General features: G+C 56.7%; 11 protein-coding genes. 7 read left to right on the top strand and 4 right to left on the bottom strand.

Annotated features, from left to right (window positions below):
* Position 1: 1 nt before the first annotated feature.
* From AB4Y85_RS05605 to AB4Y85_RS05630, 6 genes are all read left to right on the top strand, one after another.
* A complete protein-coding gene (locus AB4Y85_RS05605; protein WP_441983879.1) occupies positions 2–484 on the top strand; it encodes an urease accessory protein UreE in 483 nt (160 codons plus the stop codon).
* A complete protein-coding gene (locus AB4Y85_RS05610) occupies positions 477–1,184 on the top strand; it encodes an urease accessory protein UreF (protein ID WP_441984014.1) in 708 nt (235 codons plus the stop codon). Before AB4Y85_RS05605 ends, AB4Y85_RS05610 begins: the two co-directional genes overlap by 8 nt.
* Positions 1,181–1,804 (top strand): urease accessory protein UreG, encoded by a 624-nt coding sequence (ureG, locus tag AB4Y85_RS05615; RefSeq protein WP_441983880.1) that lies wholly within the window; start codon positions 1,181–1,183, stop codon positions 1,802–1,804. The genes AB4Y85_RS05610 and ureG overlap by 4 nt, the downstream gene beginning before the upstream one ends.
* A gap of 16 nt (positions 1,805–1,820) precedes the next feature.
* Positions 1,821–2,393 carry a HupE/UreJ family protein gene (locus AB4Y85_RS05620; RefSeq protein WP_441983881.1) on the top strand — a complete coding sequence of 191 codons (573 nt, stop codon included), beginning with the start codon at positions 1,821–1,823 and terminating at the stop codon, positions 2,391–2,393.
* 464 nt (positions 2,394–2,857) lie between these two features.
* Positions 2,858–3,577: a LuxR C-terminal-related transcriptional regulator gene (locus AB4Y85_RS05625; RefSeq protein WP_441983882.1), complete on the top strand. Its 720-nt coding sequence runs from the start codon at positions 2,858–2,860 to the stop codon at positions 3,575–3,577.
* A 20-nt stretch (positions 3,578–3,597) separates the two neighbouring features.
* Entirely contained in the window at positions 3,598–6,243 is a 2,646-nt protein-coding gene (locus tag AB4Y85_RS05630) for an ATP-binding protein (RefSeq protein WP_441983883.1), read from the top strand.
* A gap of 58 nt (positions 6,244–6,301) precedes the next feature.
* Here AB4Y85_RS05630 and AB4Y85_RS05635 read toward each other — a convergent pair whose 3' ends face one another.
* The 3 genes from AB4Y85_RS05635 to AB4Y85_RS05645 all read right to left on the bottom strand — a co-directional run bounded on the left by AB4Y85_RS05635 (position 6,302) and on the right by AB4Y85_RS05645 (position 9,790).
* A complete protein-coding gene (locus AB4Y85_RS05635; protein ID WP_441983884.1) occupies positions 6,302–7,261 on the bottom strand; it encodes a type II secretion system F family protein in 960 nt (319 codons plus the stop codon).
* 15 nt (positions 7,262–7,276) lie between these two features.
* Complete coding sequence (locus AB4Y85_RS05640; protein ID WP_441983885.1) at positions 7,277–8,056, bottom strand: type II secretion system F family protein; 780 nt, start codon at positions 8,054–8,056, stop codon at positions 7,277–7,279.
* A 240-nt stretch (positions 8,057–8,296) separates the two neighbouring features.
* On the bottom strand, positions 8,297–9,790 hold the full coding sequence (locus AB4Y85_RS05645; protein WP_441983886.1) for a CpaF family protein: 1,494 nt from the start codon (positions 9,788–9,790) through the stop codon (positions 8,297–8,299).
* Between the two features lie 216 nt (positions 9,791–10,006).
* Between AB4Y85_RS05645 and AB4Y85_RS05650 the strand changes: the two genes are divergently transcribed.
* Complete coding sequence (locus AB4Y85_RS05650; protein WP_441983887.1) at positions 10,007–10,462, top strand: pilus assembly protein N-terminal domain-containing protein; 456 nt, start codon at positions 10,007–10,009, stop codon at positions 10,460–10,462.
* 31 nt (positions 10,463–10,493) lie between these two features.
* On the opposite strand, the gene AB4Y85_RS05655 is transcribed toward AB4Y85_RS05650, so the two are convergent.
* A complete protein-coding gene (locus AB4Y85_RS05655) occupies positions 10,494–11,807 on the bottom strand; it encodes an AAA family ATPase (RefSeq protein ID WP_441983888.1) in 1,314 nt (437 codons plus the stop codon).
* Between the last annotated feature and the right edge of the window lie 24 nt (positions 11,808–11,831).

The raw sequence follows: 11,831 nt of genomic DNA on the forward strand, positions 1-11,831 counted from the left end.
CATGATCCGCGCAACATCCATCATCCGCCGAGCTTCCGTCGATCATGATCGCATCGTCGATGTGATCACTCTTGACCATGGAGACCGGCACCGCCGCCGCATCGTTCTCAGCGCCGATGGCGGCACGACCTTCCTGCTGGACCTCGACAAGGCTGACATTCTGGAGGATGGCGACGCGATCCGGCTGGATTCCGGCTGGCTCGTGGAGGTGAGGGCGGCCTCTGAAAGGCTCGTCGAGATCAAGGCGGGCGATCCTCTCGAGCTTCTGACCCTGGCATGGCACATCGGCAATCGTCACGTGCCCGCGGAGATCTTAAAGGACACGATCTATATTGGTTACGACCACGTACTGGTCGACATGTTGCGTGGCTTGGGCGCTCAAGTCGAACTCGTCGAGCGTCCCTTTCGACCTGTTCGCGGGGCTTATCACCAGGAGCACGGTTCGCATGGTGCTCACCACCATCACGGGCACGGGCATGGATGATCTTGCTCGTAGCCATTCTAGGGGCGGAACGGCGACGGCGACGGCGATCTTGCCGCTCTTCGCGTGGCTGTCTCCTTCCTATCCCGTTGGCTGCTATGCCTATTCCCATACGCTCGAATGGGCCGTGGAAGCAGGCGATGTCACCAATGAGGACACGCTGGTTGCATGGCTGGAAGACCTTCTGACACTTGGTCTCGGGCGAAACGATGCAATCCTGCTCAGCCATGCCTATCGCGCCGTTGAGACGGGTCATGCGGCGGAGCTCGAAGAGATCAACGAGCTTGCTCTGGCTCTTTCGCCATCTGCGGAGCTTTATCTCGAAACCAGCCAGCAGGGACGCAGTTTCCTCGATGCAACACTCGCCGCATGGCCGTCACCCCGGCTTATGCCGCTGGAGGGTGATGTGGCTTTCCCGGTCGCAATCGGCATGGCCGCTGCGGCTCATAACGTCCCGCTCGCAACGACCGTGCCCGCGTATCTGTTCGGATTGGTGCAGACACTCGTCTCGGCTGCCATCCGGCTGGCGCCTATCGGGCAAACATCAGGCATTCGTGTGTGTGCTGCCTTATCGGGCACCGTTCATAGCGTCGCGCAGGCTGCATTGAATCAATCCCTGGATCAGATCGGCGGATCGACCTTTCGCGCCGATCTTGGATCCTTTCATCATGAGAACCAATATACGAGGCTGTTTCGATCATGATTTCTCACACGGGACCCCTTCGCGTCGGCATCGGCGGGCCGGTCGGCTCAGGGAAGACCGCTCTGATGGAGGCCCTCTGCAAGACCTTCCGGGAGCGTTACGATATCTGTGCCATCACGAACGACATTTATACCAAGGAAGATGCGCGTCTTCTTTCCGTCGCGGGTGCGCTGCCTGAAGAGCGCATCATGGGCGTGGAGACAGGTGGCTGCCCGCACACGGCGATCCGTGAGGATGCCTCCATCAACCTGGCCGCGATTGCAACCATGCGCAAGCGCTTCCCCGCTCTCGATATCGTGCTCGTGGAATCCGGCGGAGACAATCTCGCCGCGACCTTTTCACCCGAACTCGCCGATCTGACGATTTACGTGATCGATGTGGCGGGTGGTGAAAAAATTCCGCGAAAGGGCGGTCCGGGCATCACACGCTCGGATCTCCTCGTCGTCAACAAGATCGATCTCGCTCCTTATGTGGGCGCCGATCTTGCGATCATGGAAGAGGACACGAAGCGCATGCGTGGGCAGCGTCCTTACGTGTTCAGCAACATTCGTAGCGGCGTTGGCGTCGGTACCATCGCAAAGTTCATCGAGGAAGCCGGCGGCTTATCCGCGGCTGCGTAAATCAAGGGGGCAGTCCATGACGACGACACGATTGATTTTGGCGATGCTGTCGATCGCATCCGCGACACCGGCTCTGGCGCATACAGGTTTGCACGAGGTGGGCGGCATTGCCTCAGGCTTCACCCATCCATTCGGCGGTCTTGATCACGTGCTGGCGATGGTAAGCGTCGGCCTGTTCGCCGCCATGCTCGGGGGGAGGGCTGTTTGGGCCGTGCCTGCAAGCTTCATTCTCATGATGCTCATGGGCGGCGTCCTTGGAATGACAGGCATTGTCATCCCGAACTTCGAGACCGGGGTTGCGGCTTCCGTCATCGTCCTTGGGGCAGTCATCGCGTGGGGTCGGTCCTGGCCTTTGATCGCCGCCATGATGTTGGTGGGGGTATTTGCCGTGTTTCATGGCTATGCCCACGGCTCAGAGATGCCTGCTGGAAGTGAGGCGTTCAGCTACTGCGTCGGCTTTGCACTTGGCAGCCTGATCCTCCACATTTCAGGCTTGGCGGCTGGATTCAGTCTGCTCCTTCAGGTCCGCCTAGCGCGCTTGTCCGGCGCAGCCATTACCGGTCTTGGTCTGTGGGTTGCTCTGAGTTGAGATAATCCCTCAGGCCGAACGCTCACCTGAGCCGGCATCTTGTTTTTTGCGCAAACGCAGATATCAGCGATGTCTGCGCTTGTGTCTATTGATGTTTGATTTGCAAAAATGCAAGATTATGATTGATCCTAACTATGCAACATTGCTTCTGAAATAAGGCTACGTTTAATAAAATTCGATGCGGCTGAGTCCGTAATAATCCTGTATTTTTGAACGGATGCAAAAGACGTAAGGGAATCTTTGTCATTGTCGTTGTTTGAAGGGGCGGGGCTGCGTTTCTGGAGAGAATGTTGCCAGGAAAGCTTAACCAAATGCATGGATGTTTACTTGAATTTACAGTGAATGATATTTCATTTTATTATTGTTGCGCAGGTGCGGCAAGTTGATACGTGTAATTATTAAGAATTGACTTTTTATCCTAATATCGCTGATCAGCGATGTATCTCATGAAAAGGAGAGCTCAAATGGGGGGCGCTGCACGCGTCGGCTTGATTGCTGACGATGATGCATATTTTCGGATGGCCGTTGGCGCGATTTTGGATCGTCAGTTTGGCTTCTCCCAAATCATTGAAGCAGCATCGCTTGATGAAGCCCTGGAGCGTCTAAGCGACAATGCTGCCATTGGCGTTGCCCTGTTTGACCTGTCCATGCCCGGCATGCGCACTCCCACCAACCTGAGAGCGGTCAGAGAATGTTTTCCTGAGACCCGCGTTGCCGTAATTTCGGCTTCCAGCTCCCGGCAGAACATCCTGTTGGCATTGGAGGCCGGCGTTCATGGATACATGCTCAAAAGCTTGAGCATCACCGAGCTCGGAGCAGCGCTTCAAACGATCTTCGATGGGGGGATCTATGTGCCGCCCTGCTTGGCCGATATTTCGTCCATCTCGGCGGAGAACTCCGCCTTGGTGCCCTCGGCATCCGTGGTTGGGAAGCCGGAGCCTGTGGCCGATCATCATGAGGCGATCAACCCGCTCACTCCACGCCAGCAGGATGTGTTGGACCTCCTCGTGCAAGGTAAAACCAACAAAGAGATCGCCATTGCACTCAAGCTGGGCGAGGGAACGGTCAAGATCCATATGGCTGCGATTTTCCGATATTTCGGCGTCAATAATCGTGCGGCGGCCGCGGTTGCCGGCGCACGTCCCTACCCAAACCGCAGACGCAATCTTCTGAACGGCGTTTAGGCGGACTCTAGGGGGCTAAGGTGCGGGGGCAGGGCGCAAAGATCGTGCGGGCGGGGGCAAGGCTTGGCCGTTTGCACCGCAACAGTTTGCTTTGGCGGTTTTTCTTAATCGGCATTGCTACCTTGGCGCCATTGAGTGCTGCCCTGGTGCAGTTTGCTGAGAATGAGCGCAAGCTGGCCGCAACGGCAACGCGCGAACGGGCTGAGATGCTCATCGCCTTTGCCGTTGAGGGACAGGAACGCATTATTGAGGAAGCCAAGGCGACGCTGAGCTTTCTCGCAGCCGCGCCTGAGCTGCACGCAGACAAAAGTGTCTGTGGTGAATACCTGCAGCGGCACCTCGCCATGCATCATTGGATGAGCGCTCTCCGTGTCTCGGATATGGCCGGTCGTGAATTATGCAGCTCGCAGGTCGGGGATGAGCCACGGTCTCAGGGTAGCCATGAAATCTTCGACCGTTTGCTCCACAGCGAAGGATTTGCTCTGAGCGACGTCCGAGTAGATGCGCTCACCGGTAAACTTGGCATGACAGCGGCCGTTTCCGTTCAGCAGAGTGGGAGGCCCTTGGGTGTCGTCTCTCTTGACATGACCCCTGCGCTTCTGGAACGGCACTCGCTGCTCGAGCTGGATCCGGTACTCGACACCAAGATGCTCGTGGTTGATCGCAATGGCACCCTCGTGGCCCATTATCCTGACAGAACGGGATTCGTAGGGGCGAGCTTGCAGAGAGAGCCTGTCATTCGCAGGGCTCTTGAGGCTCCTTATGGCAATGCGGAACTCGCTGATCTGACCGGAGAGCCAAGGCTCTTTGTTTTCCGGCCTTTACCAGGAACTGACGCGGTTCTGGCCATTGGCCTCAACCAGGCATCCGTGATCGGGGCGATTGATCAGACGCTGCGCTACCGACTGTTCCTGGTCATCGTCATCGTCAGCGGATCGCTGTTGCTCGCGATGCTTGGCGTGGAGGGGCTTATTCTGCGCCCGCTCCGTAGCCTCGTTAAGACGGCGGAGGCCCTGGAGCGTGGAGATTTCAGCATACGCTCGCCCTACAAAGGCTCAGGTGAGGTGCGTATTCTCGAGCGTGCGTTCAACCGAATGGCACAGGCTGTCGCGGATCGCGAGCACCAGCTGATCGGCGCGAAGGAAGTCGCGGAGAGGGCGTTGAGCGGCGCCAATATCGCAAGTACTGCGAAGACAAACTTCCTCGCTTCGATGAGTCATGAGATCCGCACTCCTCTCAACGGGATCATCGGATACACGGAACAACTTCTCGACGAAAAGCTGAATGCGAAGCAGCGCCGATCCGTTAACCTGATCCAGGTGTCGGCCTCGGCATTGCTGACGGTCGCGAACGACATTCTGGATTTTTCGAGCATCGAGGCCGATCAGATCAATCTACAGCCGGAGCCGTTCTCGCTCGTCGCACTCGTCGACAATACGGTATCCATCGTCAGCAGCGGGGCAGACAACAAGGATGTCCCGATCCGGATCGAGTGGGACCCGCGCATTCCGCGCCTGCTTATGGGCGACGAGGCCCGTATTCGTCAGGTTCTCCTGAACCTGCTGAATAATGCGGTTAAGTTCACCCGTGAAGGGAACATCACGACGCTCGTGCACTATGTCGGATCTTCAGAGGCCGGTGAAACCATTCGTATCTCGGTTGTCGATACCGGCATCGGCATCACGCCCGAGCAGCATAAGCGGCTTTTCAAGAGGTTCTCGCAAGGCGATCCTTCCATCCGCAGGGAATTCGGTGGAACAGGTCTGGGCCTTGCCATTTCGAAGCGCCTCATTGAGTTAATGGGCGGCCAGATCGGTGTGGAGAGCGAGCAGGGAAGAGGCTCGACTTTCTGGATCGAGCTGACATTGCCGGAGGCGCAGGCACTATCCGAATTGGAAGGAGGCGTAGCGCTTCCTGTCGCGCGTCCTTCCCGCATTCTCGTAGTCGAGGATGTGGAGATCAATCGTGAGCTCGTGCAAGTTCTTCTTGAAGCGGTGGGCCACACGGTCGACGCGGTTTCAAACGGCGACGAGGCGGTCACCGCCGTTCAAGCGGTAGACTATGACTTGGTATTGATGGACATTCAGATGCCAGGCATGGACGGCCTTACCGCAGTCAAAGAAATTCGTGCCCTGAAGCATCCGACAAGCCAGGTCTTCATTGCCGCAATGACGGCCAATGTCCTGCCCCAGCAGGTCCGGTCTTTCATGAGGAGGGGCTTCAACGACCATATCGGCAAGCCTGTTCGGCGCGATGATTTGTTTCGGAAGCTCGGCGAGTGGTTGCCCGAAGATGAAGCTGAGGTTGAAGAGCCTCGTCTTTCTCCCAGAATATCATTTAAGGAAAGTCACTTCGAGGATTTTACGAAGACGATCGGTCCGGAGCGTGTTCGGCAATGGCTGATGCGATTGGATGAAGAACTGCGAGAAACCTTCGCCAAAGGATGCTTTGTAGAAATGGATCGCGCGCGGATCGGGAAGTCAGCTCATGCCATCACGTCACAGGCTGCCTTGCTCGGCTTCTCCGAATTGGCCGAACTTTGCACGATACTGGAACGGGAATGTGTCACCGGGGAGGATGTGGCAATCTCGCTGGACAGAGTCTGCGAAGCGTCACGCAAGGTGCGGAATATTATTGCCCAGATGGAAATTCTCTCAGCTGCATGACAGGGTAGGGCAAGAGAAACCGCTTTGATGGAAACATCGCCTATGGTTCCTGGTTTCACTAGAGGTTCGAGATCTGGATGATTGCCGGTGTAATGATGATTGCGAAGAGAACCGGCAGGAAGAAAAGGATCATCGGGACAGTCAGCTTCGGCGGAAGCGCGGCCGCTTTCTTCTCGGCTTCCGACATTCGCATATCGCGGTTCTCCTGCGCGAGAACTCGAAGGGACTGGCCCAACGGCGTGCCGTATTTTTCCGACTGGATCAGGCTTGTGACGACGGCTTTCACTCCGTCGAGACCGGTTCGGTCGGCGAGATTTTCGTAGGCTTTGCGGCGGTCCTGCAGATAGGAGAGCTCAGCCGTGGTGAGGCTTAGTTCCTCTGCCAGCTCCACGCATTGTGAGCCGATCTCTTCAGAAACCTTGCGCAATGCGCTCTCGATGCCCATGCCGCATTCAACGCAGATCAGAAGCAGGTCGAGGGCATCTGGCCAGGATCGGCGGATCGCATTCTGACGTTTCGTGACCTTGTTTTTCACATAAATCAAAGGGCCGAAATAGCCGATCCAAGCAGCCGCAACGACGATCGCAAGCTTGATGAAGAGAGGATATTGGAGGCGCAGGATGACGAAAACATAGAGGGTCGACAGAAGTACCATGGCGAGGGGGGCAATTGCCCGCATGGCCAGGAAGGTTATGACCGGTCCCTGACCACGGTATCCGGCCATTCGCAGCCGTTGCGCCAGTTCGCCATCCTCAAGCTGCTTTGCCAGATCGAACCTGTCGACGATGGCCTTGTAGAGTTTCTTCGGCTCGCTGCGGAGCGAAAGCGGCTTTGCCTTGGCATTTAGGCGTGTGCGCTCCCGTATCCTGATCCGCTCACGTTCATTGGCCATCTGCGCCATGCGAGTGCCGAGGTGGTCACGAGCGAAGTAAGGCCAGGATACGACCAGAATAGCGCCGGCTACGGAAATGGCCGCGGATAAGGCGATCAATAGTTCGGTATTTGCGAGAAGCAACATCGGGTTCGTGCGTCCTCAGAAATCGAAATTGATCATCTTGCGCATCACCAATACGCCGATGCCCATCCACAGTCCGGAGGCGGCAAGGGTCATATGCCCTGTGCTCGTGCTGAAGAGGAGGCTGATATAGTCAGGTGAAGTGAAGTAGATCAGGGTAGCGACAATGATGGGAAGGCTTCCAATGATACCGGCGGAAGCCTTCGCCTCCGAGCTGACAGCCTTGATCTTGGCCTTCATCTTTTTCCGCTCACGGAGGACCTTGGACAGGTTCGAGAGCGCTTCGGCGAGGCTACCGCCCGTCTTAGTCTGCATGGCGATCACGATCGCAAAGAAGCTTGCCTCTGGAAGAGGGATGCGTTCGGGCAATTTCTGTACGGCCTGATCCATCGGCACGCCAAGCGTTTGGTCTTCAAGGAGAAGGCGGAACTCGGCTTTCACGGGTTCCTGGGCTTCAAGGGATATGATCCTAAGGCAGTCGACCAAAGGCAAGCCGGCCTTCACACCGCGAACGATCACATCGACCGCGTTCGGGAATTCATTGGAGAATCTTTTGAAGCGGTTCGCTCTTTTGCCGTTCACATAGAAATTGGGAATCAGCATGCCACCGGAGATGCCAAAGCCGACCGAAGTAAACAATCCAAGTCCGAAAACGGTGAATGAGATTCCGAAGGTCAGGATTCCTACGGCAATGCAGATGATGTAATAGGTTTTCGGGCTCCAACTCAGCCCCGCCTGCCGTATTCTGGCATTTAGAGTCAGCTTGGAAGTCTTCTTGAGCTTCTGCTTCTCTTCCAACTCCCGAAGCGTCGCCTCGACGGCCTTCCTTCGCTTGGCATCGTCGGGGTTGGCAGAGCGCGTGGGAACGTTTCCGGATGCAGCAATCGCTGCAAATCGCTTATGGCTCTCGGACCGCCGGCCGATATAGGAATAGAATATCGCGACGACAACGCCGGTAGCGCAGAAGGTTGCCAGAAGCGCGATCACGACAGGGATCATCTCAGGCGTCAACATGGATCAGCTCTTCCGTAGTTCCATTTAACTGCCGGTCTTCTCTGCCGCATCGAGGGCCGCGGCAAGACGCTTCTCCTCGCCGTAATAGCGGGCGCGATCCCAGAATCTCGGCCGGCCGACACCCGTGGAACGGTGCCGTCCGATGACATTGCCCTTCGCATCCTCGCCAATGATCTCGTAGGTGAAGAGATCCTGCGTGATGATGACATCTCCTTCGAGGCCGAGAACCTCGGTGATATGCGTGATGCGTCGCGACCCATCGCGCAAGCGGGCGGCCTGCACGATGACGTCGACCGAGGAGACGATCATTTCGCGAATGGTCTTGGAGGGGAGGCTGTAGCCGCCCATCGTAATCATGGACTCGATACGGGATACCGCCTCGCGAGGGGAGTTGGCATGAAGGGTGCCCATGGAGCCGTCATGGCCTGTATTCATGGCCTGCAAAAGATCGAACGCTTCCGATCCGCGCACCTCGCCGACGATAATGCGCTCAGGCCGCATGCGCAGACAGTTCTTGACGAGATCGCGCATGGTGATCTGTCCTTCACCCTCGATATTCGGAGGGCGGGTCTCCAGACGGACGATGTGAGGTTGCTGCAGTTGCAGCTCTGCTGCGTCTTCGCAGGTCACGATGCGCTCGCCCGGTTCAATATAGCGGGTCAGGCAGTTCAGCAGCGTTGTCTTTCCGGAGCCGGTACCACCGGAAACGATCACGTTACAGCGGACACGGCCTATGATCTCCAGGATCTGAGCTCCTTCGGGCGTGATCGACCCGAACTTTACGAGCTGATCCAGTGTGAGCTTGTCCTTCTTGAACTTACGGATCGTGAGAGTGGGACCATCGATGGCAAGAGGCGGCGCAATGACGTTCACGCGAGAGCCATCTGGAAGGCGCGCGTCACAGATCGGGCTCGACTCATCGACGCGGCGTCCAACCTGACTGACAATGCGCTGACAAATATGCAGGAGCTGGGCATTGTCGCGGAACTGAATATCCGTCCGCTGAACCTTGCCCGCCACTTCGATGTAGACGGTATCCGCCCCATTGACCATGATGTCGGCGATATCGTCTCGAGCCAGAAGCGGTTCGAGCGGACCATATCCGAGAACATCGTTACAGATATCCTCTAGCAGTTCATCCTGCTCTGCGACGGACATGACGAGCTTTTTGGCTGTCACGATGTCCCGGACGATTTCGCCGATGGCCTCCCGAGCCTGCTCAACGTCCATCTTACCCAGTTGCGCTACATCGATTGCTTCGATGAGAGCAGCGAAGACCTGGGCCTTGAGAGAGTAGTACTCGTCCGTCCTGCGGCTCGATTGCGGGCGCGCGGCGGCGTTCTCGGTGCCTGTCGCGCTCTGTGCCGGCACCGGGGCAGAAGAAGTGTCCTGGTTGGCATTGGAGGTTTTAGCACCCGCAGGCGCGGATATCTGCTGAGGCCGTTCAGTTGAGAGGCTTGATGGGAGTGCTTCGAGATGAACAGCTTTCTCATCCTGCAGACTTCTTTTGCCGAACATGATGGCGCCCCGCCTTTTCTCCACAGATCCTCTGGCCTGAATTTCAGGCTCGCTGCCGCATGTCGTGGACTTCCTATTAGAGCCCGCCTGTCATTGGGGTCTATTCGGCTTCATGGACTAGGTCCCGCGACGAACAGGGTCAGCCAAACGGCCTAATTGCCGATCTTGCAGAAGAAATGCTTTGAAGAAAGAATGCCACAAAGCCGGAATTACGAAATGCATCACCGCTCCCCGCCGATTCTCGCCGTGTCTCTTTTGCTTGGAACTCTCGTTGTCTCAGGCCCCGGCAATGCGGATGAAGCGGTTGTCAGGCCGCTGGCGTCAACAGGTTCCGTCATCGCAGTCAGTAACGACATGTCTTCCGTCGATGTCACGCTCGATTTTGCCAGGATCCTGTCCTTCAGCGAGCCCGCCCGAACCATCGTTATTGGCAATCCTGGGATTGTGGACGGTACTCTGAATGACGAGGCCACTCTTGTACTGACCGGTAAGGCTGTAGGGGTGACCAACATGATCGTTCTTGGAGAAGCTGGACGGGAGTTGGCGAGCCTGCGGATCCAAGTTCTGGCAAACAGCAGTCAGATTACGACCATCTACAATGGGACCGCGCAGCAGACTTATTCCTGCGTCGATGCCTGTCGGCCCATAGGCAAGGTTGCGCCGGAAAAGTAGGGCCAGCTTTCAGAAAGGACTGACTGGCACCTTACGGGCGCCGCTTCAATTTTCCAAAAAGAGACGCGAGGTCAAGAGGGCGTTTCCCGTTCAGCTTTGACCTCTGGCGGCCTGACAAAAGATCCGCAAGGTCCATGAAGCTTTTGGCAGATGGGGATCGTGCGGAAACATCCACGATCATCTCACCCTTGTTGGCTGCCGTTCCGAACAGGTGCGCATCGAAGGAGATGCAGGCAACTGCCTCCAGTTGCACAGCTTTGGCGAATTCTTTCGGCTTTATCTCGGGACGCTTCGGCATTCCGACTTGGTTCAAAACCAGTTTAGGTGGCGGGTCGTGGGGACGCGCTTGCTTGAGAACATTGATGATGTTCTTGGCATTGCGGAGATTGGCAAGATCGGGAATTGCCGTCACGACGATTTCGTCCGCTGAGATCAAGACGTTCTTCGCCCAGGAAGTCCACAGATGAGGCACGTCCAAGACGGTAAATGGGATGCTTGCCTGAGCAACCTCGATCAACTGCTCAATGGCGCTGTCCGAGAGATCATAAGCGCGCTCCAGTGCAGCAGGCGCTGACAGCAAGCTCAAGTGATCGCTGCACTGGGTCAGAAGGCGGTCGAGCAGAACCTCGTCCAGGCGGCTTGAATCGTGAATTGCTTCCGCAATGCCAACGCCTGCATCGAGATTGAAATCAAGGCTTGCAGTGCCGAAGGGCAGATCAAGGTCGGCCACCATCACGTCCGAGCTGAGCCGTCGAGAGATGGAAGAGGCGACATTATGCGCGACCGTCGAGGAGCCCACGCCGCCTTTTGCGCCGATGAAGGCAAAGGTTTGCCCAAGCTTGCTTGCGCTCGCTTCACCATAAATGCTGGAAACAGACGAGATCAGTGAAACAGGATCGACAGGCGCTAGAGCATACTCGCTGACGCCTCGTTTGATGAGCTCCCGGTAAAAGCCGATATCATTCGCATGGCCGATAGCCATGAGCCTTGTGCCGGAGTCACAGACCTCAGCCAGGCGATCGAGTTCAATGAGGAAAAGATCGTTTGATGAGCGGCTCTCGATGATTACGAGGTTGGGCGTTGCTGTGCTCTTGTAATGTTCGATAGCGGCATTCACTCCGCCCATCTGGACGTTCACTCTTGTCCGCGCCATCAAGCGATCGCGAGCTGCGTTCTCTATGGCGCCAGCAACGTCGGGGGTATCGCAAAACGCTTCAATCGTAATTCTTGGAATGCGCAGTGTTTCTCTGGCGCGCGCGGCTGCTGCGGCAGAGTTTTCAATATTTGGGTTTGCGGGATCGCTTGAGCCGTTTTCGCGAGCCTGTCGAGCAATATCGTTCGTCATGTCGAAAGTCGATTCCGTCATCGT

Origin of the sequence: Microvirga sp. 2YAF29, from assembly GCF_052114605.1 — a bacterium.
Lineage (GTDB): Bacteria > Pseudomonadota > Alphaproteobacteria > Rhizobiales > Beijerinckiaceae > Microvirga.

Excerpts from the sequence above, each read along its gene's own strand:
- AB4Y85_RS05605 (WP_441983879.1), top strand. The coding sequence starts at position 2 with ATGATCCGCGCAACATCCATCATCCGCCGAGCTTCCGTCGATCATGAT.
- AB4Y85_RS05610 (WP_441984014.1), top strand. The coding sequence starts at position 477 with ATGGATGATCTTGCTCGTAGCCATTCTAGGGGCGGAACGGCGACGGCG.
- ureG (WP_441983880.1), top strand. The coding sequence starts at position 1,181 with ATGATTTCTCACACGGGACCCCTTCGCGTCGGCATCGGCGGGCCGGTC.
- AB4Y85_RS05620 (WP_441983881.1), top strand. The coding sequence starts at position 1,821 with ATGACGACGACACGATTGATTTTGGCGATGCTGTCGATCGCATCCGCG.
- AB4Y85_RS05625 (WP_441983882.1), top strand. The coding sequence starts at position 2,858 with ATGGGGGGCGCTGCACGCGTCGGCTTGATTGCTGACGATGATGCATAT.
- AB4Y85_RS05635 (WP_441983884.1), bottom strand. The coding sequence starts at position 7,261 with ATGTTGCTTCTCGCAAATACCGAACTATTGATCGCCTTATCCGCGGCC.
- AB4Y85_RS05645 (WP_441983886.1), bottom strand. The coding sequence starts at position 9,790 with ATGTTCGGCAAAAGAAGTCTGCAGGATGAGAAAGCTGTTCATCTCGAA.
- AB4Y85_RS05650 (WP_441983887.1), top strand. The coding sequence starts at position 10,007 with ATGCATCACCGCTCCCCGCCGATTCTCGCCGTGTCTCTTTTGCTTGGA.
- AB4Y85_RS05655 (WP_441983888.1), bottom strand. The coding sequence starts at position 11,807 with ATGACGAACGATATTGCTCGACAGGCTCGCGAAAACGGCTCAAGCGAT.